Annotated in this window: 26 protein-coding genes (1 of these 26 only partly in view); 11 read left to right on the top strand and 15 right to left on the bottom strand. The window is 63.1% G+C overall.

Annotation, left to right across the window (positions count from 1 at the left end):
• Positions 1 to 1,016: the 3' portion of an ABCB family ABC transporter ATP-binding protein/permease gene (locus K3179_RS07800; protein ID WP_221563738.1), read on the top strand. The gene continues 799 nt to the left of window position 1, outside the view; the window shows 1,016 of its 1,815 coding nt (coding positions 800–1,815); its start codon lies off the left edge, out of view; it ends in the stop codon at positions 1,014 to 1,016.
• On the opposite strand, the gene K3179_RS07795 is transcribed toward K3179_RS07800, so the two are convergent.
• Entirely contained in the window at positions 1,017 to 3,851 is a 2,835-nt protein-coding gene (locus K3179_RS07795; protein ID WP_221563736.1) for a M16 family metallopeptidase, read from the bottom strand. It abuts the gene before it with no gap.
• A gap of 209 nt (positions 3,852 to 4,060) precedes the next feature.
• Between K3179_RS07795 and K3179_RS07790 the strand changes: the two genes are divergently transcribed.
• Both K3179_RS07790 and K3179_RS07785 read left to right on the top strand, forming a co-directional pair.
• Positions 4,061 to 5,566 (top strand): SulP family inorganic anion transporter, encoded by a 1,506-nt coding sequence (locus K3179_RS07790; protein WP_221563734.1) that lies wholly within the window; start codon positions 4,061 to 4,063, stop codon positions 5,564 to 5,566.
• Between the two features lie 48 nt (positions 5,567 to 5,614).
• Positions 5,615 to 6,391 (top strand): hypothetical protein, encoded by a 777-nt coding sequence (locus K3179_RS07785; protein WP_221563732.1) that lies wholly within the window; start codon positions 5,615 to 5,617, stop codon positions 6,389 to 6,391.
• A 143-nt stretch (positions 6,392 to 6,534) separates the two neighbouring features.
• Here K3179_RS07785 and K3179_RS07780 read toward each other — a convergent pair whose 3' ends face one another.
• From K3179_RS07780 to K3179_RS07760, 5 genes are all read right to left on the bottom strand, one after another.
• Entirely contained in the window at positions 6,535 to 6,999 is a 465-nt protein-coding gene (locus K3179_RS07780; RefSeq protein WP_143089617.1) for a hypothetical protein, read from the bottom strand.
• A 216-nt stretch (positions 7,000 to 7,215) separates the two neighbouring features.
• Positions 7,216 to 7,623: an ACT domain-containing protein gene (locus K3179_RS13585; protein ID WP_221563730.1), complete on the bottom strand. Its 408-nt coding sequence runs from the start codon at positions 7,621 to 7,623 to the stop codon at positions 7,216 to 7,218.
• Positions 7,620 to 8,918 carry an ATP-dependent protease ATPase subunit HslU gene (gene hslU / locus K3179_RS07770; protein ID WP_221563728.1) on the bottom strand — a complete coding sequence of 433 codons (1,299 nt, stop codon included), beginning with the start codon at positions 8,916 to 8,918 and terminating at the stop codon, positions 7,620 to 7,622. The genes K3179_RS13585 and hslU overlap by 4 nt, the downstream gene beginning before the upstream one ends.
• Before the next feature lie 6 nt (positions 8,919 to 8,924).
• Positions 8,925 to 9,485 (bottom strand): ATP-dependent protease subunit HslV, encoded by a 561-nt coding sequence (hslV, locus tag K3179_RS07765; protein WP_090480438.1) that lies wholly within the window; start codon positions 9,483 to 9,485, stop codon positions 8,925 to 8,927.
• Positions 9,486 to 9,524: 39 nt separating this feature from the next.
• Entirely contained in the window at positions 9,525 to 9,995 is a 471-nt protein-coding gene (locus tag K3179_RS07760; RefSeq protein ID WP_221563726.1) for an outer membrane protein assembly factor BamE, read from the bottom strand.
• A 173-nt stretch (positions 9,996 to 10,168) separates the two neighbouring features.
• On the opposite strand from K3179_RS07760, the gene K3179_RS07755 reads away from it, so the two are divergent.
• Positions 10,169 to 10,687 carry a ubiquinol-cytochrome C chaperone family protein gene (locus K3179_RS07755; protein WP_221563724.1) on the top strand — a complete coding sequence of 173 codons (519 nt, stop codon included), beginning with the start codon at positions 10,169 to 10,171 and terminating at the stop codon, positions 10,685 to 10,687.
• On the top strand, positions 10,684 to 11,214 hold the full coding sequence (locus K3179_RS07750) for a YceD family protein (protein ID WP_221563722.1): 531 nt from the start codon (positions 10,684 to 10,686) through the stop codon (positions 11,212 to 11,214). Before K3179_RS07755 ends, K3179_RS07750 begins: the two co-directional genes overlap by 4 nt.
• Here K3179_RS07750 and K3179_RS07745 read toward each other — a convergent pair.
• The 6 genes from K3179_RS07745 to K3179_RS07720 form a co-directional block, all read right to left on the bottom strand.
• Positions 11,201 to 11,734: a hypothetical protein gene (locus tag K3179_RS07745; protein ID WP_221563720.1), complete on the bottom strand. Its 534-nt coding sequence runs from the start codon at positions 11,732 to 11,734 to the stop codon at positions 11,201 to 11,203. The two genes, K3179_RS07750 and K3179_RS07745, sit on opposite strands and share 14 nt — an antisense overlap.
• 24 nt (positions 11,735 to 11,758) lie before the next feature.
• A complete protein-coding gene (gene ssb / locus K3179_RS07740; protein WP_221563718.1) occupies positions 11,759 to 12,289 on the bottom strand; it encodes a single-stranded DNA-binding protein in 531 nt (176 codons plus the stop codon).
• A gap of 89 nt (positions 12,290 to 12,378) precedes the next feature.
• Complete coding sequence (gene feoB, locus K3179_RS07735; RefSeq protein ID WP_221563716.1) at positions 12,379 to 14,226, bottom strand: ferrous iron transporter B; 1,848 nt, start codon at positions 14,224 to 14,226, stop codon at positions 12,379 to 12,381.
• The gene (locus K3179_RS07730) at positions 14,223 to 14,462 is read right to left on the bottom strand and encodes a FeoA family protein (protein ID WP_090480421.1); all 240 of its coding nucleotides are present in this window, start codon (positions 14,460 to 14,462) and stop codon (positions 14,223 to 14,225) included. Before K3179_RS07730 ends, feoB begins: the two co-directional genes overlap by 4 nt.
• A 54-nt stretch (positions 14,463 to 14,516) precedes the next feature.
• Positions 14,517 to 15,191, bottom strand: a complete 675-nt coding sequence (locus K3179_RS07725) for a COQ9 family protein (protein ID WP_221563714.1) — start codon at positions 15,189 to 15,191, stop codon at positions 14,517 to 14,519.
• On the bottom strand, positions 15,191 to 15,802 hold the full coding sequence (locus K3179_RS07720) for an ankyrin repeat domain-containing protein (protein ID WP_345722393.1): 612 nt from the start codon (positions 15,800 to 15,802) through the stop codon (positions 15,191 to 15,193). Before K3179_RS07720 ends, K3179_RS07725 begins: the two co-directional genes overlap by 1 nt.
• Before the next feature lie 72 nt (positions 15,803 to 15,874).
• On the opposite strand from K3179_RS07720, the gene K3179_RS07715 reads away from it, so the two are divergent.
• Genes K3179_RS07715 through K3179_RS07690 form a run of 6 tightly spaced genes read left to right on the top strand, consistent with a single transcriptional unit; the run spans position 15,875 to position 19,729 of the window.
• Positions 15,875 to 16,471 (top strand): SCO family protein, encoded by a 597-nt coding sequence (locus K3179_RS07715; protein ID WP_221563712.1) that lies wholly within the window; start codon positions 15,875 to 15,877, stop codon positions 16,469 to 16,471.
• A complete protein-coding gene (locus K3179_RS07710; protein ID WP_221563710.1) occupies positions 16,459 to 16,917 on the top strand; it encodes a YcgN family cysteine cluster protein in 459 nt (152 codons plus the stop codon). The genes K3179_RS07715 and K3179_RS07710 overlap by 13 nt, the downstream gene beginning before the upstream one ends.
• Entirely contained in the window at positions 16,914 to 17,636 is a 723-nt protein-coding gene (locus tag K3179_RS07705; protein WP_221563708.1) for a M48 family metallopeptidase, read from the top strand. Before K3179_RS07710 ends, K3179_RS07705 begins: the two co-directional genes overlap by 4 nt.
• Positions 17,637 to 17,668: 32 nt before the next feature.
• Positions 17,669 to 18,139 carry a hypothetical protein gene (locus tag K3179_RS07700; protein WP_221563706.1) on the top strand — a complete coding sequence of 157 codons (471 nt, stop codon included), beginning with the start codon at positions 17,669 to 17,671 and terminating at the stop codon, positions 18,137 to 18,139.
• A complete protein-coding gene (gene ribD, locus K3179_RS07695; protein ID WP_221563704.1) occupies positions 18,111 to 19,106 on the top strand; it encodes a bifunctional diaminohydroxyphosphoribosylaminopyrimidine deaminase/5-amino-6-(5-phosphoribosylamino)uracil reductase RibD in 996 nt (331 codons plus the stop codon). Before K3179_RS07700 ends, ribD begins: the two co-directional genes overlap by 29 nt.
• Positions 19,107 to 19,111: 5 nt before the next feature.
• Positions 19,112 to 19,729, top strand: coding sequence for a riboflavin synthase (locus K3179_RS07690; protein WP_221563702.1), 618 nt, complete (start codon positions 19,112 to 19,114; stop codon positions 19,727 to 19,729).
• An 80-nt stretch (positions 19,730 to 19,809) separates the two neighbouring features.
• On the opposite strand, the gene K3179_RS07685 is transcribed toward K3179_RS07690, so the two are convergent.
• From K3179_RS07685 to K3179_RS07675, 3 genes are all read right to left on the bottom strand, one after another.
• Positions 19,810 to 20,739: an OmpA family protein gene (locus tag K3179_RS07685; protein WP_221563700.1), complete on the bottom strand. Its 930-nt coding sequence runs from the start codon at positions 20,737 to 20,739 to the stop codon at positions 19,810 to 19,812.
• A gap of 313 nt (positions 20,740 to 21,052) precedes the next feature.
• Entirely contained in the window at positions 21,053 to 21,601 is a 549-nt protein-coding gene (locus K3179_RS07680) for a GNAT family N-acetyltransferase (protein WP_221563698.1), read from the bottom strand.
• Positions 21,602 to 21,608: 7 nt separating this feature from the next.
• Positions 21,609 to 22,790 (bottom strand): amino acid aminotransferase, encoded by a 1,182-nt coding sequence (locus tag K3179_RS07675; RefSeq protein WP_221563697.1) that lies wholly within the window; start codon positions 22,788 to 22,790, stop codon positions 21,609 to 21,611.
• Positions 22,791 to 22,821: the final 31 nt, after the last annotated feature.

Below are 22,821 nucleotides of genomic sequence, written 5' to 3'. Positions count from 1 at the left end.
ACATAGTGCAAGCCTTCATCACCAACGCGCTGATGGCAGGCGCGATGGCCTATACGGTGTGGGGCTGGAGCCGCGGCGAGCTGTCGGTCGGCGATCTGGTGTTCGTGAATACCTATCTCATGCAGCTATTCCGCCCGCTCGACCTTCTGGGATGGGTCTATCGCACGATCCGGCAGGGCCTGGTCGACATGGCCGCCATGTTCGACCTTATCGACACCAACGTCGAAGTAGCCGACCGGCCTGGCGCACCGGCGCTCGTCGTACGCCAGCCCTCGATCGCTTTCGAGAAGGTCTCATTCGGATACGACAAGGACAGGCAGATCCTTAACGATCTTTCCTTCGAAGTTCCGGCCGGAAGCCATGTCGCCATCGTCGGACCTTCGGGCGCAGGCAAGAGCACGATCGCCCGCCTGCTATTCCGCTTCTACGATCCGCTGTCGGGCCGCATCCTTATAGACGGCCAGGACATCGCCGAGGTGACGCAGGAAAGCCTGCGCGCCGCAATCGGCATCGTCCCGCAGGACAGCGTCCTGTTCAATGACACGATCGGCTACAATATCGCCTATGGCCGGGAGGACGCGAGCGAGGACGAAATCGTGGCTGCGGCACGCGACTCTGCAATCCTCCCCTTTATCGATAGCCTGACCGAAGGCTTCGACACAGAAGTCGGCGAGCGGGGCCTTAAGCTGTCGGGCGGCGAGAAGCAGCGTGTGGCGATTGCGCGGACGCTGGTGAAGAACCCGCCGATCCTGGTGCTCGACGAGGCGACCAGTGCGCTCGACACCAGGACCGAGCAGGATATCCTCCAGACGCTCGACCGGGTCAGCGAAAACCGCACCACCCTCGCCATCGCCCACCGCCTTTCGACGATCGCAAATGCCGATAGGATTTTGGTGCTCGATCACGGCCGTCTCGCCGAGAGCGGAACGCACGCCGACTTGCTGGCCCGCGATGGGCTTTATGCGGAGATGTGGGCCCGCCAGGCGGCAGAGCGCCAGGCGGACCCGGTCACCTGATTACCCACCGCCCATGGTGAGGGTTGGCGTCGAGAGGTCGATTGCTTCGGCATCGATCACTTCGACATCGGGGCGAATGGCCTTGAGGTCGTCGAGGAACTCGCTCGCATTGCCGACCACGATGACTGTGGCCTTTTCCGATCCGACGTAATCGGCCGCTGCCTGCGTCGCTGCTTGCGGCGACACGGCGGCGAGCCGGTCGGCGTAGCGAGCGGCCTCGGCCGGCTCCAGTCCGTCGAGAAGAAGGTTCGCGACGATCGAGTTGAAGCCCGACGAGGTTTCGAGGCTGCGGGCATAGCCGCCGCTGAGGTATAGGCGCCGCTTGCCGAGCAGGTCGGCATCGATGGCCTCATCGCCCAGCCGGTCGAACTCGTCGAGGAAGACCTGCACGACCTCGTCTGCAGTGCTGTTCTGCGTCTGCGCGGATGCGAGCAGCATGTCCGTGCCCAGCCCGCTGCCGGCGCCATAGCTGATCGACCGCTTGGTGCGCACTTCTTCGAACAGGCGTCCGCTCGATCCGCCGCCGAGGATGGCATTGGCGATCTCCAGCGGGTGATAGTCTGCATCCGTACGGGCAGGAGCGCGCATTCCGGCATAGACGGCCGCCTGCCCCGCGTCGGGCATGTTGATGACGACGGTTCGGACGGGTTCGCCCTGCCCGGTCGGATCGGCAATATCCGCAGGTGGCGGCGCGTCCACCGTCCAGCCGCCCAGCAGGCTCTCGGTCAGCGCTATCGCCCGCTCCGGCGATACGCCGCCGCTGACGATGACCTTCGTCCTTTGCGGATGCCAGTAGCGCGCGCGATGGGCGACGAGATCCTCGCGGGTAAGCGATGCAAGGCTCTCCTGCGTTCCGCTCGGGATCGTACCGAAGGGCGCGTCGCCATAAAGAACGGGCCGTGCGACCATCCGGGCAAGCCCGCCCGGGTCCTTCAACTGGATCGCAAGCCCGTCGACCGCCCGCTTGCGCTCGCGCTCGAAGGCAGCTTGCGGATAGTCGGCACTCGTGATGATTGCCGCGAGAACCTTGCCCGCTTCGTCCATATTCTCGACCGGGGCGGTAAGACTAAAGAAAGAGCCTTGCGACCCTGCAGTCGCTCCGAAGCTTGCGCCCAGGCTTTCCAGGCGGCGCGCGATCTCGCTCTCGTCCATTCCTCCCGCGCCCTTGTCGGCCAGCGTCGCAGCCATCTCGGCGATACCTGCCTTGGCGCGCGGATCGCTGATCGATCCGCCGGGCACCAGAACGGTCATCGTCGCAAGCGGGACATCGCCGGTTTGCGCGGCGACCACCTCGATACCGTTGTCGAGCGTTCGTTCGACGATTGCAGCCGCCTCGACCACCGGTCGCTCCCCGGGTCCGGGGACTGGTTGGCGCTCGCCTTCGGGCGCGACCGACAGCGGCTCACCGTCCGCAGGCGGCAAGGTGCGGAACTGCGGCATGGGGACCGGATTGGCATAGGCGGACGGATCGTCCTCGCCAGCCGTATAGGTAATGTCCGTACGCCTATCTTCTCTATAGTAGGTGCGCGCGACGCGCTGGACGTCCTCGATGCTGACCGCAGCGATGGCAGCAAGGCGCTTGTCGGCGAAGCCGGGATCGCCGGTGCTGACCAGCGCCTCGCCCAATTCGAATGCGCGGCCGCGAGCCGTTTCGCGCTGGCGCAGGGCAGAGGCGATAAGCTCGTTCTTGGCCTCGGCCAGCTCGGCCGCCGAAACCGGCTCTTCCATCATGCGCCGGCGTTCCGCCTCGAGAATGGAGCGCACTTCCTCTGCATCGGCCTGCGGATTGGTTACCGCGAACTGGGCCAGCATCCCGCCTTCTTCCTGTAGGTCGGCGAAGTGAACCGCTTCAACCGCCTTGCCGGTGCGAACAAGGGCGCCATGCATCCGGCTGTTGTCGCCGCGCGCCATGATTGCGTCCATCACTTCGAGTGGCGCGGCATCAGGATGCGTGAGCGGAGGCAACTTCCACACCGTTCCCACCAGCGGGAGCGGTACGTTCGGCGCGGTCGCGTTGACCGTGCGCGGCGCTGTGCGCTCCATCGCCCGCACGTTCAGGGTCACGTCGACCGGGTCCGATCGGCGTGGGATATCCGAGAAGTAGTCCGCGACGAGTGAGCGCAGGTTATCCATTTCGAAATTGCCGGCAACGATCAGTGTCGCCGTGTCCGGCCCGTAATAGGCCTGATAGAATGCACGCGCATCGTCGAGCGTTGCGGCGTCCAGTTCTTCGATGCTGCCGATGCCGGGGCGGCGATAGGGCAGAGTGTCATAGGCACTTTCGGGGAGCACAAATCGGCTGAAGCGGCCATAAGGAGGCGCAAGCACGCGCTGGCGCAGCTCCTCCTTCACCACGTCGCGTTCCTTGTCGAAGACTTCCTGGTCGATCACGGGGAAGCCCATGCGTTCGCGGTGGGTCCACAGCATGGCCTCGAGATACTCCGCCGGAACGGTCTCGTAATAATTGGTACGGTCGGGACTGTTCGAGGCGTTGCGGGTACCGCCGACATCGGCGGTCAGGCCATAGATCATATTGTACGGCATGTTCCGCGTCTTGCGGCTGAGGATGTGCTCGAACAGATGCGCGAACCCGCTGCGGCCTTCGGGGTCGAGCTTCGAGCCGACTTCGTACCACATGGAGGTGGTCACCGTCCCTGTGGACGCGTCGGGAATGGCGATGACCTGCAGGCCATTGTCCAATGTCCAGCGCTCGTACTCGATGGCAGGTGCGGAGATCGCGCCACTGCTATCGGCATGGTCGTCGGCGATGGCCGGAGTTGCGGCGAAGATCGCAAGCGAAGCTACGCCGGCGCTCAGAATGGCGGATTTCATCATGTCCCTACCCCTGTCGATTGATTTGCCGAATCTGGCTAGCAAGCGGCAGCCTGTAAACGACCCCGGCTCGACGGAGGGGCGAGAAGGTTCTGCGAACCACAAAACGCGGCCTTTGGCCCGAAGGTTGTGTTGCAGCGCAACATAGGCCAAAGGGGCGTCACATGCAGGCCGCCGCCTGCCCATTCCAAGTAACACGAACGGACAAACGCATGCTCGACCGCAGCGCGATCAAACGCGACTGGTTCTCCAACATCCGCGCAGACATCCTTGCCGGCATCGTTGTGGCCCTGGCCCTCATTCCCGAAGCGATCGGCTTTTCGATCATCGCGGGCGTCGATCCGCGCGTGGGTCTTTATGCCTCGGTCGCGATTGCCATGGTCATCGCGTTCACTGGCGGCCGCCCGGGCATGATCAGCGCGGCCACCGCCGCTGTCGCAGTGGTCGTCGTCCCGCTGGTACGCGACCACGGGGTCGAATACCTCTTCGCAGCGACGATCCTGATGGGCATCTTCCAGGGCATCGCAGCGCTGCTGCGGCTCGACCTGCTGATGCAATTCGTCTCGCGTTCGGTGATCACCGGGTTCGTCAACGCGCTCGCCATCCTGATCTTCATGGCGCAGCTGCCGCAGCTCGACCCGACCGCAGCGGGCATCGGCTGGATGACTTACGCAATGGTCATTGCCGCATTGGCGATGATCTACATCATCCCGAAATTCACCACCGCCATCCCCAGCCCGCTCATCGCGATTATCGTGCTGACTGCGCTGACGATCTGGCTGGATGCACCGGTCAACACCGTCTCCGACATGGGCGAACTGCCCGAGGGCCTTCCCTACTTCGCCCTGCCCGACGTGCCCCTGACCTGGGAAACGCTCGCGATCATCGCGCCCTATGCTGCGACCATGGCTGCCGTCGGCCTGCTCGAATCGCTGCTGACCGCGCAGATCGTCGACGACATGACGCACACCGGTTCGAACAAGCGCCGCGAGAGTGCAGGCCAGGGCATCGCCAATGTCGTCGCAGCCATGTTCGGAGGCATGGGTGGCTGCGCCATGATCGGCCAGTCGGTCATCAACGTGACCAGCGGTGGTCGCGGACGCCTGTCGACCTTCACGGCAGGCCTGTCGCTGCTCATCCTTCTGGCAGTCCTGGGCGACCTCGTGGGTCGGGTACCGATGCCGGCCCTGGTCGCGATCATGATCATGGTGTCGATCGGCACCTTCTCATGGAACTCGATTCCCAACATCTCGAAGCACCCGTGGCAGTCGAGCGTGGTCATGCTCGCCACCGTCGTGGTGGTGGTCGCGACCCACAACCTTGCGCTCGGCGTGCTGGCAGGTGTGATCCTGTCGGGCGTGTTCTTCACCCACAAGGTGATGACCATGTTCGAGGTGGTCCGCGAGCGCGAGGGCGACACTGCCATTTACCGCGCCAAGGGACAGATCTTCTATGCCAGCGTCGAGCGGTTCGAAGCTGCGCTCGGCCCGGAAAGCACCATGCCGGATCCCGCCGACCACGTGATCATTGACGTGCGCAAGGCCCACTTCTGGGACATCAGCGCGGTCGGTGCGCTCGACAAGGTGGTGGAGCGCATGCGCCGCAATGGTCGCAGCGTTCAGGTCCGCGGGCTGAACCGCGCAAGCTCGGACTTGGTCGACAAGTTCGCCCTCACCGACAAGACTGGTGTCGAAATCGGGCTGGCGCCGCACCCCTGAGGCTGAGTTTGCCCTTGCGCATATTGGCCGGTGTTCCATACTCCGGCCATGGCGGAGGGTAAGACACCGGTATTTCTGAGCAGGATCGCCGCGCATCTGCGTGAGCAGAACTGGTTCGCTCTTGCGGCTGAGTTCCTGATCGTCGTGAGCGGTGTGTTCCTCGGTCTGCAGGCCGCGAACTGGAAAGAAGAACGTCAGGAGCGCGAAGACGAGGCGAAGATCCTTGCACGGCTTCAGGCCGAAACCGCAACGCTTCTCGGGGTGGTTCGTCAGGAACGCGAAGAACTGCAAACCAGAGCGGACCTATACACGCAGGCCCAAGGCGTCATTTTCACTTCGGTAGTTCCGCGGCAGCTGACCGAGAAGGAATGCAGCGTAGTGGCTGCATCGCATATCTATCGGCGCGAAGCTGACCAGTTACCAATTCTCGAAGAATTGCTGTCGACCGGGCGATTCGACCGCCTGAAAGATGAGGGGATCAAGAGCCAGCTGCGTCGCTATATCCTCTTTCGGGACCGTCAGCGCGCCAATCACGAAGAACGCACGAACGAGTTGTTTCGCCTGTACAGCCGCCACCCCGATGCAATCCAGATTGCAGCTCTCCCGAGGGGGTCGGATACGGAACTCGATTGGGGCTACATGAAGAATCCGGACGTGCGGTTCGCTCCGCAGTGCAATGTCGAAGAGATGCGCTCCAACCGGCAGTTCCTCAACGAGCTTTTCGACAACATGGGCCGCAACGGACATGTGCTGCTTGGCTATGAAGAGCGCGAAGCCCTGCTGGCCGAACTGCAAAGACGACTGGACGAACTTCCTGGTTCGTGAGCCTGGCCTTGGGCGACACACACCAGGTCGAAATACGCCGCAAACAAGCCCCGCCATGTCAGGGAATTGGCCAGGCATAACCGCCCGGCCTCAAACGAAGCGGGACAGGCGCGAGCACTCGCTAGCGCCTGTCCCATTGCGAGTTACATTTTCATTCGTAGCTCGCGAAGGATGTAGGTCCCCTTGATCTTGCGGATCTTGTTGTAGAGTTCGCGGACCGTCTGGTTGCTGCTTTCCATATTGGAATTGCCCCAGGCTTCCATGAACTTGTCGTATTCGGCCTTGTCGGGATCGAGCGATTCCATGTTGGGATAGTTGATGCGCAGGACGAGGTTCACTTCGTTGCTGCCGAAGGGCACGACATAGATCCCGTAATCGGTGATCCGGCCCAAATCCTTGGCCACTTCGTTGGCTTTCACCCAGGTCGACCTCAGCCCTTCGAGATAATAATCCAGCTGGCCTTCATCGACCTTCACATAGGTAAGTTCGATCACGGTTTCCTGGGGAGTGTAATCTTCCCAGACGTTGAGCTGGGCAGACGCCGGTGCGCTGAGGGCCAAGGTGCCCGCTGCAGCCGCGATGATCGACGATTTGATGATACGCTTCATATGTATTCTCCGGTTCAGGAGTTAGCGACCCTGATCCGAGGAAATGAGCGACTTGTTCTGGTGTGTTCCCCCGCCCGGATAATGCCACCGCTCAAAAACGGAGTCAAAGCAAGGGCGAGGAACCTGCTTCGAGGCCTCCGGCAGGAACCTATTCGTCTTGCTAGTCGACTGGAATCGCACCCTTTCGGCGAGATTCGCTGCTCATCGCACCAGTGATCAGGCGTGTTTGGCCGCCAGCTTCTGGAGAACGAGAATCGCTTCGGCGCTTCTGGCGGCAGGCACGAAGACATGATCGTGGTTCAAGGCGGCGACCATATTGCAGGCAATGCCCGCGTCGGCCAGCGCGGTCGAAACTGCGGCGGTAAGTCCCACGCCCTCAAGGTCGGAATAAACCTCCAGAGTAATCCGTGCCATGTCGGCGCCATCGACATCGGCCTGGTCGGCAATCGCCGCCGGGACGATTGCCGAGACACCTTCTTCTTCGCGAAACGTGGCGATTGCCGCGCCAAGCAATTGCGGGGCGTTCGACGGTTCGATCTGCACATAGCGATAACGGTCCGGGTCCAGCCGCGGCGATAGCTGTTTGAGCATCGCGGCAAGATCACGGACCGTTTCGCGCGTCACAGGATGTACTTGCTGAGGTCGGTGTCGCCGGCGAGATCGTCGAGCCGTTCGCGGACATAGGCGGCGTCGACCGTGATGGTCTCGCCCGTGTGCTCTTCCGCTTCGAAGCTGATGTCTTCCAGCAGTCGCTCCATGACCGTCTGCAGGCGGCGTGCGCCGATGTTCTCGACGCTCTCGTTCACCCGCGCGGCGATCTTGGCCACTTCGGCGATCGCGTCCTCGGTAATGTCGAGGGTGACGTCTTCCGTCCCGATCAGCGCGCGGTACTGGTCCACCAGGTTCGCCCGGGTTTCGGTCAGGATGCGCACGAAGTCCTCTTCGGTCAGTGCGCGTAATTCGACGCGGATCGGCAGGCGGCCCTGCAGTTCGGGGAGCATGTCGGAAGGCTTGGCGACGTGGAATGCACCGCTGGCGATGAAGAGCACGTGATCGGTTTTCATCGGGCCATACTTGGTGGCAACCGTCGTGCCCTCGATCAGCGGCAGCAGGTCGCGCTGTACGCCTTCACGGGACACGGAGCCGCCGCGCACGTCGCTGACGGCAATCTTGTCGATCTCGTCCAGGAAAACGATGCCATTGGTTTCCGCATTCTCCAGCGCGACGCGGTGCACGTCGTCCTGGTCCATGCGCTTTTCGGCTTCTTCCTCGACCAGCTTGTCCCAGGCATCGGGGACCTTGAGCTTGCGGCGCTTGGTCGGCGCCTTGCCCATCGCCTTGCCGAGCATGTCGGAAAGGTCGATCATGCCCACATTGCCGGGCATGCCGGGAATTTCCATATTGCTGGTCGGCTGGTCCTTCACGTCGATTTCGACTTCGGTGTCGTTCATCGCATTCTGGACGATACGCTCGCGAAAGGCCTCGCGCGTCGCTTCGCTGGCGTTCTCGCCGACAAGCGCGTTGAGCAGCCGATCCATGGCAGCCTTGCTCGCAGATTCGCGCACCGCTTCGCGGCGGCGCTCCTTCTCGAGGCGGATGGCTTCTTCGACCAAATCGCGTGCGATCTGTTCGACGTCGCGACCGACATAGCCGACCTCGGTAAACTTGGTTGCCTCGATCTTGACGAAAGGCGCTTCGGCCAGCTTGGCCAGGCGGCGGCTGATCTCGGTCTTGCCGCAGCCGGTCGGGCCGATCATCAGGATATTTTTGGGCGTCACCTCGTCGCGCAAATCGGCATCGAGGCGTTGACGGCGCCAGCGATTGCGCAGCGCCACGGCCACGGCGCGCTTGGCATCCTTCTGGCCGATGATGTGTTCATCCAGCGATCCGACGATCGCCTTGGGTGTCAGATTGTCCATGAATTCTCAGACCTCTTCGAGGGTCACATTGCCATTGGTGAAGACGCAGATGTCCGCGGCGACCTGCATCGCCTTGCGCGCAATCACTTCGGGGTCGTCTTCATATTCGGCGATCGCCTTGGCAGCGGCGAGTGCATAATTGCCGCCCGAGCCGATGGCCGTGATGCCGCCTTCCGGTTCCAGCACGTCGCCATTGCCGGTAAGGACGAGGAGGTTTTCCTTGTCCGCCACGATCATCAGGGCTTCGAGATTGCGCAGGTACTTGTCCGTGCGCCAGTCCTTGGTCAGCTCGACCGCCGCGCGCAGCAACTGCCCGCTATATTGTTCGAGCTTCTTTTCGAGCCGCTCGAACAGGGTGAAGGCATCCGCCGTGGCGCCGGCAAACCCGGCGACGACCTTGCCGCCTTCACCGATCCGGCGGACTTTGCGGGCATTGGGCTTCATGACCGTGTTGCCCATGGAGACCTGTCCGTCCCCGGCAACGACGATCCTGTCGCCCTTGCGCACGCCGATTATCGTGGTGCCATGCCACTGGGTCAGCCCGTGGCGATTGTCTTGTTCACTCATGTCGCCGGATATGGGGAGCCGAGCGAAGGGGTCAAGCGATCAGCGACCCGGACCGCCCTGGCCGCCCAGGCCCGGCTGGCCGACCGTGCCGATATTGCCGAACAGGTCTTCGAGGAAGCCACGCTCACGGCCCAGGGTCGGCGTCTCGTCGCCATCGGGCGAAAGGTAGACGACCTGTTCGATACCGCTGCGATCGGCGGACAGGACATTGCCTGCCGCATCGAACTTGACCGCCAGCACCTGATGCTCGCGGATGGAAGGCCTGACGAACGGTTTACGGCCCGTCGTGCTCGACACGTAATACCAGGTCGGCTCGCCATACTGGCTGGTGAAGGTCGGACGGCCCAGCGTCGCCTCCACGCTGCGCTGGTTGTCGATGCCGGGCTGCACGGTGCCGACCAGCAGCGAATCGACGATGTAGCCGCGCGGCTCGCGAATCGAGGAGCAAGCAGTCGTTGCGAGACCCGCCGTGAGAATGGCAGCGATACCGAAAATCTTGGACCTGTTCATGGGAACAGCATGTCTCCATCCTGGTGCGCGCTTGGCGTGCTCGCCAGCGCATCCTATATGCGGCTCACGCCCTAAACCGAAAGGCGCGCGCCTTGCAACGTGCGTCTCGCGAACCGGTGGGGATGGCGGCTTGAATTGCCGCTGAACGATAGTCGAAGAAAGCGCTTTACCCGATGACCTTTTTTGCCCGCCTGTTCGGCACCCAGGAAGACCCGCGCGAGCAGTGGCGCCCGCTGTGGCACCGCGTGGTCGAGGAAGCCCGCGACCCCGACTGGTACCGCATGTGCGGGGTGGCCGATACGCTGGAGGGCAGGTTCGACATGGTCACGCTGGTCCTCAGCCTTGCGATCCTGCGGATGGAATCGGACGAAGACCTTGCGCCGCATACCGCGCTCCTCACCGAATTGTTCGTAGAAGACATGGAAGGCCAGTTGCGCGAAGCCGGGATCGGCGATCCCACGGTCGGCAAGAAGATCGGCAACCTCATGAGCAGCATGGGCGGCCGCCTCGGCGCATACCGCACGGCGCTCGCCGCAGAAGACCGCGTCGCGCTGGCAGATGCGCTGAAGCGCAACGTCACCATGTCCCAGGAAGACGAGGCCGAAGCTCTCGCCGAAAGGATGATCCGCCTGCACAAGCGGCTCGCGCGCACGGATGCGGCGCAGCTGCGCGCAGGGGAGTTCGCCGCGTGAGCGCAGCCGAGCTCTCCCGCTCCATCAAGCCGCGCGCCTTACCTGCGGGCACCATCACCATTGAGGCGGACGCGGCAGAACGCGCCGCTTTGGCCAGTCGCTTCGGGATCACCGCCATCCACAGCCTCGCCGCGGAGGTGGAGTTCGGGGAGAAGGACGGAGCGGTGCTCGCAGAGGGCAAGCTGGCCGCAACACTCGAACAGCCCTGTGCGGTGACGCGGGAAGACTTCACCTACGAAGTGTCCGATAGCTTCTCGCTGCGCTTCGTGCCCGAAGGCCGGATGGGCGAATACGAGGAAGACGCGGAATTCGAGCTGACCGAAGACGATCTCGACGAGATCGAATACGAGGGCGACAGTTTCGACCTCGGCGAAGCCATCGCGCAGGAGCTGGCTCTTGCCATCGATCCTTACCGCGAAGGCCCCGGCGCCGAAGAAGCGCGCGAGAAAGCGGGCATTGAAAGCGACGAAAGCCGCAAGCCCAGCGGGCCGTTGGCGGAAGCCTTGGCGTCGCTCAAGAAGGACTAGAAGGCGGCCTGATCCAATTCCTGGTTTCGCAAGACATCATCAATGGATGCAGGAGCTTGAATTTCGGATCGGTGTAGACATACGCCCGACCGTTCGCGGTATCCAGAATTCCATCATCGTTGAGCGTGGTCACGCTCGCGCCTTGTTGTCCGAAATCGGGATCTTCCAGTGTGAGAAGCACTGCGATGACGTCACCTGAATCGTTCAGGAATACCGATCCTCTAACGTCGGCCGATACGTTTCTTGCGCCGATTCTATAGGTCGATTCACCCTCGAAATCGTAGAGCGTGTTCTCGAACGGGTCGTAGACGTCGCCGACGACGGTCAAGGCTTCCAAGGGCGCGGTATATCGCCCCAGGCGCAAGGGCGATTGCCCCGGTTCGGCTGCAAACTCGCATTCGATCTTTCCGTGAGACGTTACGGCAGATTGATCGCCGTAAACTACGAAGCTTGCCGCCACAATTATTCCACCTATCGCGAACGGTAGGAGCTTGCCGATAATTTCACGAAGCCAGGCCACGTCGAGAAACGCTGTCTAAGTGCTTCAGAACGGGATGTCGTCGTCCAGATCGTCGTAGTTCGATCCGCCGCCGCCGGAACCGCCACCCTGCGAGCCGCTCGACGAACCGCCGCCGCTGCGCCAATTGTCGCCGCCACCCGAAGACTGGCCGCCGCCCTGGTCCCAGCTGGAACCGCCGCCACCGCCGCCGCGATTGCCGCCCTGGGCACCGTCCAGCATGGTCAGCGTGCCATTGAGGCCACGCAGCACGATTTCGGTCGAGTAGCGGTCGTTGCCGCTTTGGTCCTGCCATTTGCGGGTCTGGAGCTGGCCTTCAATGTAGACCTTCGAACCCTTGCGCAGAAAACGCTCCACCACGCCGATCAGACCTTCAGAGAAGATCGCGACGGTGTGCCATTCAGTGCGTTCCTGGCGTTCGCCGGTATTGCGGTCCTTCCACGTTTCGCTGGTCGCGATGCGGAGGTTGGCGACCTTGCCGCCGTTCTGGAAGCTGCGGATTTCCGGGTCTGCGCCCAGGTTTCCGATCAGCATGACTTTGTTGAGGCTACCGGCCATCGAATCGTTCCTTCGTAACTGTTAGCCGTGGCCTAACCGAGGGAGCGCACAGGTTCTAGGTCGCAGGCGAGGTTTCCACCGAAGCGGAGCTAAAGACCCGCTGCCGTCGCGATCCAGTAGGTCGCCCCGGCGAACAGCCACGCGAGCGCGAATAGGTAGACGACCATGACAGTCGGCCACTTCCACCCGTTCGTCTCGCGCCGTGCGACGGCAATGGTCGACAGGCATTGCGGAGCGAACACGAACCAGGCGAGGAAGGCCAGCGCGGTCGGCAGGCTCCAAAGCGCAGCGATCTTCGCGGTCACGCCCTCGGCGGCGATATCTTCGTCCTCCGCGTCGACGGCATAGGTCGTCGCGAGCGCGGACACGGCAACTTCGCGCGCGGCCAGTGCCGGAATGATGGCAAGGCTCATTTCGCGGTTGAAGCCCACCGGTTCGAGCACCGGGTGGAGGGTATCGGCTACTGCGCCTGCTAGGCTGGCGTCGAGCTGGCTTTCGCCCGGCTCCGCCTTGGGGAAACTGAGCAGCACCCACAGCGCGATCGTGGCGACGAAGATAATCGTACCCGCGCGGCGCAGGAAGACCCAGGCGCGCTGCCACAGGCCGATGGCGAGGTCCTTGAGGCGCGGCAACTGGTAGCGCGGCAGTTCCATGATGAAGCCCGACGCCGCGCCCTTGGTCACCGTGCGGCGCAGGACGAGCGCGACGACCATCGCACCCACGATGCCTGCAACGTATAGTGCGAACAGAACGAGGCCCTGGAGGCCGATGCCCGGCCCGACCGTGGTTTGCGGAATGACCGCGGCGATGACCACGGCATAGACCGGCAGGCGCGCCGAACAGGTCATCAGCGGGGCGATCAGGATGGTGGTCAACCGGTCCTTGGGATCGGAGATCGAGCGCGTCGCCATGATGCCCGGAATGGCGCAGGCGAAACTGGACAAGAGCGGGATGAAGCTGCGGCCCGAAAGCCCGACCAGCGCCATGAGCCGGTCCATCAGGAACGCAGCGCGCGCCATGTAGCCACTGGCTTCCATCACGAGGATGAAGAAGAAGAGGATCACGATCTGCGGCAGGAAGACGACCACAGATCCGACACCGGCAAGTACGCCTTCGACGAGGAAATCTCGGAATAGGCCTTCGGGCAGCCGCTGTGAGACCACGCCCGAAATCGCACCCACGCCGCCTTCCAGCGCATCGGCGAAAGGCGTCGCCCAGGCGAACACGGCCTGGAAGACGACGAACAGAAGGCCGAACAGGATGACCGGTCCGATCCACGGATTGAGGAGAATGCGGTCGACACCGTTCTCGATGGTGTGGCGGGTCGATTTGGACAGGATCGCGCTGCGGGCAATGTGCTTGGCCGTCAGGCGCCGTTCGGGCAGCGTCAGGTGCCAGCGCGTGTGCGCTTCCTCGTCCGCATGGCTGCGCGCTTCCGCGATCGCGTCGGTCAGTTCCGCGATGCCCTTGCGGCGCACGGCGACGGTCGGCACCACCGGAACGCCGAGCGCTTCGGACAGTGCTTCGGGATCGAGGGTCAGTCCATCGCGCTCGGCCAGGTCGACCATGTTGAGCGCCACGACTGTCGGCTTGCCCAGTTCCAGCACCTCTTGTGCGAACACGAGATGCTGTTCCAGATTTGCGGCATCCAGGACGAGGATCAGCACATCGGGCGCCGCTTCCCCATCGAAAACGCCCTTCACCACATCGCGGGTGACGGCCTCGTCAGGGCTCGCCGCATCGAAGCTGTAGGAGCCGGGAAGGTCGAGCAATTCGACCGGCGCACCACTGGGCAAGGTCAGGCGCCCCGCCTTACGCTCGACCGTCACGCCGGCGTAATTCGCAATCTTCTGGCGCGCGCCGGTGAGCGCGTTGAACAGTGCCGACTTCCCGGAATTCGGGTTGCCGACGAGCGCTGCTGTACGTTTCGTGCTCATGCTGCTTCCACCTCGATGGCGCGAGCATGGATGCGGCGGATAGCGATGGTCATATTGCCAAGCCGCAGAGCCAGCGGGTCGCGCCCACCGAACACTCCGCGGTGCACGACGGCGATTTCGGCGCCTTCGTCCACGCCAAGCGCCTTCAACCGCTTGCCTTCGTCTTCGGCCAAACCGGCCCAGTCCACGGCGACAATGCGCGCCGGTTTTCCGCTGTCGAGAACGTCCAGTGTCATGCTGCCGCCCCTGTCAGAGCGCACAGTTAATTGCAACTGGTTATCAATAGCGTCTTAACGCGCCGGATAGCGCAAGCGGCCGAGGAAGCGCGACAGGCTGAAGCTTTCGCGATCGGGATTGAGCCATTTGGCCTTCACCTTTTCGAACTTCATCACACCTTCGATCCGGCGATCGAGGAAAGCCTTTGTTTCCGTCTTGCCCCCGCTCTCGTCTTCTACGAACACCGCGAGAGTGGCCCCATAGAGCGAGGCGAGGATCGCCCGCTTGGTATAGTGATTGTAATCGGTCGCCGTATCGCCCGCGAGCCGCCACATCAGGTCGGCGGTCTGCCAGCCGCGCTTGGCCGAAGCCGGGGCGTTCTGCGGCATCGCCATGATCGCGAGCGCGCGGCGCAAAGCTTCCTCCTGTCCGGCGACAGCATCGAGGCGGAACTGGACGAGGCTGCGAATCCGCTCGCGGATTTTCATCGGCGCAACCACCTCTTCTGTGAAGGCTGCTGCCATTGCCATATCGACCGCCTCGATCCAGGCAAAAACCATATCGATGGCACCGCCCTTGAAGGCGAGGCGCGCGACATCGATGTCGGCACCCATCTGGTCTGCGGCCATTTCGAGAGCCGCATTGCTCCAACCGTCGAAAATCGCGGCGTCCGCAATTGCGGGAGCCAGTGCGAGCCTCAGCTCGTCAAGCGTGAGATCGGCGAAATCGGGGGTTTGTGTTTCGTCCATCAGCTGGGCCCGTAGGTTTCGGGTTCACCGTCACGCGCGGTTTCGGCCTTTTCGATGGCGGCCATCACCTTCTCGTTAGAGGCAAGCAGCTTGGCATAATCGCGCGCCGTCCGTCCGCTGTTGTCGGTCCGGTCGAGATCCGCTCCCGCTTCGATGAGGACCTCGATCATGCCGGTATCACGGCGATGGATCGCGGTCATCAGGGGGGTTTCGCCCGTCGAATTGGTGACATCGACGTTTGCCCCGCCCTTGATCAGCCGCGCGACGCCTTCGATGAAGCCCAATTGCACGGCGATCTGCAGCGGCGTGACGCCGTTGTTGTCCGCAATATTCGGGTTCGCACCGCGTTGCAGCAGAAAGCGCACCCACGTGAGGTCGCGCCGCTGGACGACCGCGTGCATGGCGGTTTCGCCAGTCGTGATTTCACGCGCATTGACGATCGTGGTGCCCGGCTGGTCGAGCAGGGCAGTTGCCTCGGTCCCGTCACGATCGCGGACCGCCTTGATGAACTTGTACCCATCGGATTGTCCCTGCGCGGCAAGCGGCGTTGCCACCAGGCTTGCCATGCCGATGGTGAGGGTCAGGAAACGAGTGACCGGATTTACGCGCACCTTGTGGGGACTCCCGTGATTTTCCGTCTGAGAACAGTCTGCATGCCCTTGAATGCGGGCGCTTAGCAGACCATGAACCAACCTGTCATGTCCTACAAGTTTCCCGCCGTATTGGCCGCGCTCCTCCTGACCGCCTGCAACGCCCAACCCGCTGAAGAACCGCCACTGGCGGGCGCGGCTCTTGGCGGCGATTTCACGTTGACCGGCGAAGACGGCACGCCCGTTTCGTGGAACGACTTCGACGGCCAGTACCGTATTATCTATTTCGGCTATGCTTTCTGTCCCGACATCTGCCCGACCGACGTGCAGCGCGCGATGGCCGGCCTGAAGCGGTTCGAGGCGGATCAGCCCGAACTTGGCGCCCGCATCCAGCCCCTTTTTGTCAGCGTCGATCCGGAACGCGATACGCCGGAGGTCCTCACCGAGTTCACCGATGCCTTTCATCCGCGCCTCATCGGCATGACCGGCGATGTTGAAACCTTGAAGGAAGTGGCCAAGACCTTCGCGACCACCTTCTCGCGCGGGGAGACGACCGAAGGCGGCGGCTATCTGATGAACCATTACGGCTACACCTATCTCTTCGGCCCCGAGGGCGAACCAATCGCAATGCTGCCAACAGATCAGGGACCCGAGGCCGTTCAGGCGGAATTGGCGAAATGGGTGCGTTGAGGGACCGTTTCTGGGAGCTTCCGCTGGCGAAGCTGAACCAGGAAGAATGGGAGGCGCTGTGCGATGGCTGCGGGCGCTGCTGCCTGCACAAGGTCGAATACGAGGATACTGGCGAGATCGAGGAGACGAATGTCGCCTGCACACTGCTCGACTGTTCGACGGCCCGCTGCAAGGACTACAAGAACCGCAAGGCCTTCGTGCCCGACTGCCTGCGCCTTACACTCAAGCTGGTCGACAAGGTTCCCTGGCTGCCCGACACCTGCGCCTATCGCCGCCGCGCCGACGACCGGCCGCTGCCGAGCTGGCACTACCTGATTTCAGGCGATCGCGAGGCCGTGATTGCCGCGGGAGTCTCGGTTGCGGGACGCGTGATCAGCGAGGACGAGGCAGGTCCGCTCGAACACCATATCGTAGAATGGGGCGACGGCGAGGAGGAGGCCGCGTGATCGAATGGCTCCGGTCCGAAGCGCTCGAGCCAGCCATCGAATTGGGCGGCCGCAAGATACCCATCGAACTGCGTCGTCACGCCCGCGCCAAACGCCTGACGCTGCGCCTCGCGCCCGATGGGAAGGCGGTGCTCATCACCCTGCCGCGATGGTGTGCCAGCAAGGAAGCTATCGCCTTCGCCCACGCCCGTGCGGCGTGGCTGCAAGCCCAGCTCGACAAGGTCCCCGAAACCTTCGATCCGGTCGCCAGCCGCCGCTTGCCATACAAGGGCAGCGAGCTTGTGATCGACTGGCGCGAGGATGCCCCGCGTAGGCCGACGCTCGAAATGGACACGCTGCGTCTCGGCGGGCCGGAATACACGCTCGGCAAGCGTTTGCAGCGCTTTCTCGAAACCGAAGCACAATCTCATTTTACCGACGATGCCGCTTTTTATTGCGGGCGCGCCGCCCTGCCCGTCGCACCCGTCAGGCTGACGCGTGCGAGGCGCCGGTGGGGCAGCTGTTCGAGCGAGGGCGTGCTGCGCCTCAACTGGCGGCTCATCATGGCGCCCGATTTCGTGCGCCGTTCGGTGGTCGCCCACGAAGTCGCCCATCTCGTGCATTTCGACCACAGCGAGGCGTTTCACGCCCTGCTCGACGAACTCTACGAGGACGACATCGAGCGGGCCAATCGCTGGCTGTCTGCCAGCGGGCGCAAACTCTATGCCTGCTTCACCTAGCGCCCGGCGCGCAAGCCTACTATCTGTATAGCATGCGCTATTTTCGCAGAGTGAACCCCGTCGGGGGCATTTCCGATTTCTGGAGCTATATCCGGCAGCCGCAGCCCTACCGCTGGGCTTTCCTGCTGGTTTCGCTGCTCGCCTGCCTCGGCCTCATCTCCATCCTGACGCATGAACGGGTCTTCATGCCGCCGGAACAGCCCGAGGTAGAATATATACGTACCTTCGCGGCGGATCGCACAGACGAGGAAATTCGCCAGTCGAATCTTGAAAACCAGCGCCTGAAGGAAGAACGCCAGGCCGAACTCGACCGGATCGAACAGGAAAAGCGCGACCTGTATCGCCGCGTCGGCGCAGCAACGGGAATCGACACAACCGAAGCGGAAGCCAGGGCCGAAGCGGAACGCGCCGCTGCCGAGCGGGCCGAACGCGAGCGGTTGGAGCGATTGTTCGGCGAACAGAACCAGGAAACGGATGCAGCGGTTGCCGACGAAGGGGAGTGACATCCGCTGGCTGAATGCGGCAGCGCGTCTGGCTGCGCGCGGTCGACCGGTATCGCACCCCAATCCGGCAGTCGGCTGCCTGATCGTCAAGGATGCACGCGTCGTCGGTCGCGGCTGGACTCAGGCTGGCGGGCGCCCCCATGCGGAAGCCGCGGCACTCGGAGAAGCGGGGGAAGAGGCAAAGGGCGCAACCGCTTTTGTCACGCTCGAACCATGCGCCCACGTCTCGGCGCGCGGACCTGCCTGTGCGGACCTGCTGCGCGAAGCTGGGATCGCGCGCGTCGTAGTCGGCCTGCTCGACCCGGACCCCCGCACGGCTGGCGAAGGGATTGCAAGGCTGCGCGGAGCCGGGATTCCGGTAGACATCGTCACGACGCCGGAAGTGGAATTCAGCTTGGCCGGGTATCTTACGCGCGCGCACCATGGTCGACCCTTTGTGACGCTGAAGCTTGCTGTCTCGCTGGACGGACAGATTGCCACGGCTGCTGGCGAAAGTCAGTGGATCACCGGTGAAGTCGCGCGCGACCATGTGCATTCCCACAGAGCCATCCACGACGCGATCCTGGTCGGCGGTGGCACGTGGCGGGCGGACCAACCGCGCCTGAATGTGCGCCTGGCCGGCCTCGAGCAACACTCGCCGCGCCGGGTATTGCTGTCGCGCGGCATTGCGCCCGACGGCGTCACCGTCATCAACACCCCGTCGCAGATCGACCGGCTGGACCAGGTTCAATATCTTTACGTGGAAGGCGGGGCGCAGACGGCGGGCAGTTTCCTTGGCGAGGACCTCGTCGACCGGATCGAGCTCTACCGCGCTCCGATTCTGATCGGCGAAGGCCGCTCGGCCCTCGGAGACATCGGCCTCGAAAGGCTTGCGGATGCACACGGACGCTGGACCCTGACCGAACGCCGCCAGCTTGGCAGCGATAGCTACGAAGCCTACAGCCGCTCGCGTCCAGAGGAGAATTGACCGCAATGTTTACCGGCATCGTCACGGCGATTGGCACTATCGAGAAGATTGAGAAGCGCCAGGACACGCGCGTCACAGTCGCTTGCCCCTTCGATCCTGCATCGATCGACATCGGCGCCTCGATCGCCTGCTCCGGCGTCTGCCTGACGGTGGTGGAGCTCGCCGGTGAGGCGGGCGCGGCGAAGATCGGTTTCGACGTCTCCGACGAAACCATCCGCCGCACCGTTCCTTCGATGTGGCAGGAAGGCCGCTCTCTCAATTTGGAACCTGCGCTGCGGCTGGGCGACGAGCTGGGCGGCCATCTCGTGACCGGTCATGTCGATACGGTCGGACAGGTCGTGGCGGTCAAGGATGCTGGCGGATCGACCATGCTGGCCATCCGCATCTCGCGAGAGTTTGCACCTTTCGTGGCCGAGAAGGGTTCGATCACTGTCGATGGCGTATCCTTGACGGTGAACGACGTGCGCGACCGCGAGGACGGCGCGTGTGACTTCGCGCTCAACATCATCCCGCATACCGGCGAGGTCACGACGCTGGGCACTCTTCGCCAAGGTGACAGCGTCAATCTCGAGATCGATGTACTCGCCCGCTATCTCATGCGGATGCAAAGCCTGAAGGGCTGACCTCGGTCTGCACCCACACAAAACGGGGCGGCCCATCGGACCGCCCCGCTCGATAAATTCGGTCGAATTCGAAAATTCGATTACAGTCCGTCGACGCTCTTGCTGACGAGAATGTTGACCGAAACGCGGCGGTTCTGCGCCTTGCCTTCGGCTGTGCTGTTGTCGGCCAGCGGATCCGACGCAGCCATGCCGGTCGGGGTCAGCATACGCCAGGGCTGCCAGCCGCATTCCTGCTGGAGGAAGTTGACCACGCGTCCGGCACGCCGTTCGCTCAGTTCCTGGTTGATCTCGTAGCTGCCGGTCGAATCGGTGTAACCGACGACGAGCAGGAGAGCGTTTTCCATCGCGTTCGCCTGGTCGGCTGCTGCGCACAGGTCCTGACGGGCTTCTGCCGACAGGTTGTACTTGCCGGTGTCGAAGAACACGTTCGTCGAACCCTTGATGTTGTACTTGTCGATATCACCCATGCGACCGCGCAGCGACTCGGCAAGGGCCGCGTTCGCATCGATGTCTTCGCGCTGCTCGGCGAACTGCTGCGAAGTGCCGTTGCGGATCATCGCAGCGGTTTCGAGATCGTCGTCCTTCAGGCGAACGTCGGTCGCGATCAGGCCGCGGCCGCCCCACTGGACCGTCTTCACGGTAACCGGCAGGCCGTTAAGCAGCGACGAAGCGGCAAGCTCCTTGCTGCCGAGGCCGAGAAAACCGCCCTTGGCGCGGATCTCGGTGGCTTCGCTGATCACGATCAGGGTGTTCTGGCCGCCAAGCGTGGTCACCTGCATGCGATTGCCGCTGCGGGCGGAAATGAAGCCCTCGACTTCGGGGCCATCGGGCAGACCTTCCAGATCGGTCGGCACGCTGCCCTCGACCACGGTCAGAACTTCGGCTTCCTCGACTTCGGCCTGGGCTTCGCCGACGGGGCGCAGTTCCTGGGCCGAAAGGCTGGCCGAAAGTGGCAGCGAAAGCGCGGCAAGCCAGACAAGCGTCTTCGGCTTCTTGGAAATGGTAGTCATTGCAATCCTCCTTCAAACTCTGACAGCCGACCCCGCGAATACGCCAGTAAGGTCCGTTCGCCCCCTGATGGCGCACCCGGCTATCCTAAATCCATGCGTTTGGCTGTAAGCGCCCCGCGACCCGAATGCCGCATGTCGACGCTATGGATTTCGCCCCCTGTTCAGAGCCACCTTTCGCTCGGGTGAACATTCTCCGCGACTCCCATGAACTGGCAGGCGGTCTGGGCGGAAGGTGCGATGAACCGTTAAATTTCGTCAGAACGAATGCCGTAAACGGGTCGGCAAGAATCGGCCCAATTGCGCCGAATCCGACCTAATCTGCGCCAGCAAGCGGCCCGTTGGCGAAGCTTTCGCGAGTGATCTCATAGACCAGATGGACGATGCGCTTGCCATCGTAGCGCCCCAGTTCATAGCGATCCGTGCGCTCGGCCCCGATCGCCTCCAGCGCATTGCGCGACCGGTAGTTCGTGTCGCCGACGCGGAACTCGACGAGCGCGACATGTGCAAAGGCGTGCTGCAGCAGCGCCGCTTTCATTTCGGTATTGAAGCCTTTGCCCCAGCACGCGCGCTCGAGGTAGGTCCAGCCGATCTCGACCACGCCGCCTTCATCGGGGTCGTATTGATCGAGACGCGTGTGACCGACGATGCGGTCCCTATCCTTTCGGACCACGGCAAGCGCCCCGCCACTTGCGAGGCATTCGTCGAAGAAGCCGTCGAAGACCTCGCGCCTCCAGCGATCATGAATGGGATGCTGCTCCCACACCATCGGATCGCTCGCGACTTCGTACAGGGCGCTGCGATCGTCCTCCTGCAAGGGCCGGAGCAGCAAGCGCTGCGTTTCGATGTCCGGCTGGCGATCCATGCGCGGATCAGCCTTTGGTTACGTCCGCAAGCGCCGCGATGAACTTCTCGGTATTGCCTGCATGAAGCCCGGCCACATTGATCCGGCCCGAACCCGCCATGTAGATAGCGTGCTCTTCGCGAAGCTTTACGATCTGCTCCTTACTCAAGGGGAGCATGGCGAAGAGGCCATTCTGGTCGGCAAGCGATGCGAGGCCGAGGCCGGGCGCGACGCTGTCGGCATCGGCCAGCCGTTCGCGAACGCGGCGCATACGTGACCGCATTTCGTCGAGCTCCTCCTGCCAGACCTTCGTCATGTGATCGTCGCACAGGGCGATCCTGACAGCGGCGCCACCGTGATCCGGCGGCATCGACCAGTTCGCCCGGGCGAGCGCATTGGCGTTGGACGCGATGGCAGCGAGCTGCCCCGGTTCCTTGGCCATCATGTAGAAAGCGCCCACGCGGTCGCGATAGAGACCGAAGTTCTTGTCGCAGCTGTAAGCGATCAGGGCCTCTGGTACGCGATCGAGGACTGTGCGCACGCCCGCGACATCCTCTTCCATTCCCTGCCCCAGCCCCTGATAGGCGATGTCGAGGATGGGCAGCGCTCCGGAGGCGACGAAGGCCTCTGCAATCGCAGTCCACTGCTCGGGAGTGTAATCGATGCCGGTCGGGTTGTGACAGCACCCATGCAGCAGCACCGCGTCTCCGGATCCGGCAGCCTCGATCGTCGCCAGCACCGCATCGAGATCGGCCGTGCCGTCTTCGGTCGAGTGCCGGAAGGTAATGGTCTCCACACCGACATCGTCGAGGATCTGTGCGTGGTTAGGCCAGCTGGGCACGCCAAGGTGCACCCGCCCTACTCCGGCCTTGGCGGCCAGCGCGACCGCAAGGCGGACAGCCCCCGTACCGCCGGGCGTCTGCATGCCCTCGATGCGCTTGGCGAGAGCTTCGTCGTCGCCGAAGATATACGGCATGAGCGCTTTCACGAATCCGCTATCGCCTTCCGGGCCGAGGTAGGACTTGCTGTCCTGCTCGTCGATCAGGCGCTGTTCCGCCAGCTTGATCGAACGGAAAACCGGCGTCGCGCCGTCATTCGTGCGATACACGCCGACACCGAGGTCGATCTTGTCCTCACGCTCGTCGGCTGCATACATCTTGATGAGTGCGAGGAGGGCGTCAGGCGGCTGGGCGTCTAGTCTGTCGAGCATGGAAAGCCCTTTCGCCCAACAAGCTGAAGGC

Source organism: Qipengyuania intermedia (assembly GCF_019711615.1).
In the GTDB taxonomy this organism is placed as follows: Bacteria; Pseudomonadota; Alphaproteobacteria; order Sphingomonadales; family Sphingomonadaceae; genus Qipengyuania; species Qipengyuania intermedia.
Note: the sequence above shows the minus strand (reverse complement) of the source record. Positions and strands in the feature narration are given on the sequence as shown.

Coding starts and splice junctions, on each gene's coding strand:
- ssb (WP_221563718.1), bottom strand. CDS start 12,289: ATGGCCGGTAGCCTCAACAAAGTCATGCTGATCGGAAACCTGGGCGCA.
- K3179_RS07730 (WP_090480421.1), bottom strand. CDS start 14,462: ATGACACTGGACGTTCTCGACAGCGGAAAACCGGCGCGCATTGTCGCC.
- K3179_RS07685 (WP_221563700.1), bottom strand. CDS start 20,739: ATGACTACCATTTCCAAGAAGCCGAAGACGCTTGTCTGGCTTGCCGCG.
- K3179_RS07710 (WP_221563710.1), top strand. CDS start 16,459: ATGGGTGCGTTGAGGGACCGTTTCTGGGAGCTTCCGCTGGCGAAGCTG.
- feoB (WP_221563716.1), bottom strand. CDS start 14,226: ATGAGCACGAAACGTACAGCAGCGCTCGTCGGCAACCCGAATTCCGGG.
- K3179_RS07795 (WP_221563736.1), bottom strand. CDS start 3,851: ATGATGAAATCCGCCATTCTGAGCGCCGGCGTAGCTTCGCTTGCGATC.
- K3179_RS07780 (WP_143089617.1), bottom strand. CDS start 6,999: ATGAAGCGTATCATCAAATCGTCGATCATCGCGGCTGCAGCGGGCACC.
- hslV (WP_090480438.1), bottom strand. CDS start 9,485: ATGAGTGAACAAGACAATCGCCACGGGCTGACCCAGTGGCATGGCACC.
- K3179_RS07680 (WP_221563698.1), bottom strand. CDS start 21,601: ATGGATCGCCAGCCGGACATCGAAACGCAGCGCTTGCTGCTCCGGCCC.
- K3179_RS07690 (WP_221563702.1), top strand. CDS start 19,112: ATGTTTACCGGCATCGTCACGGCGATTGGCACTATCGAGAAGATTGAG.
- K3179_RS07785 (WP_221563732.1), top strand. CDS start 5,615: ATGGCGGAGGGTAAGACACCGGTATTTCTGAGCAGGATCGCCGCGCAT.
- K3179_RS07715 (WP_221563712.1), top strand. CDS start 15,875: ATGAACCAACCTGTCATGTCCTACAAGTTTCCCGCCGTATTGGCCGCG.
- ribD (WP_221563704.1), top strand. CDS start 18,111: ATGCAGCGGTTGCCGACGAAGGGGAGTGACATCCGCTGGCTGAATGCG.
- K3179_RS07790 (WP_221563734.1), top strand. CDS start 4,061: ATGCTCGACCGCAGCGCGATCAAACGCGACTGGTTCTCCAACATCCGC.
- K3179_RS07755 (WP_221563724.1), top strand. CDS start 10,169: ATGACCTTTTTTGCCCGCCTGTTCGGCACCCAGGAAGACCCGCGCGAG.
- hslU (WP_221563728.1), bottom strand. CDS start 8,918: ATGGACAATCTGACACCCAAGGCGATCGTCGGATCGCTGGATGAACAC.
- K3179_RS07760 (WP_221563726.1), bottom strand. CDS start 9,995: ATGAACAGGTCCAAGATTTTCGGTATCGCTGCCATTCTCACGGCGGGT.
- K3179_RS07675 (WP_221563697.1), bottom strand. CDS start 22,790: ATGCTCGACAGACTAGACGCCCAGCCGCCTGACGCCCTCCTCGCACTC.
- K3179_RS07725 (WP_221563714.1), bottom strand. CDS start 15,191: ATGGACGAAACACAAACCCCCGATTTCGCCGATCTCACGCTTGACGAG.
- K3179_RS07700 (WP_221563706.1), top strand. CDS start 17,669: ATGCGCTATTTTCGCAGAGTGAACCCCGTCGGGGGCATTTCCGATTTC.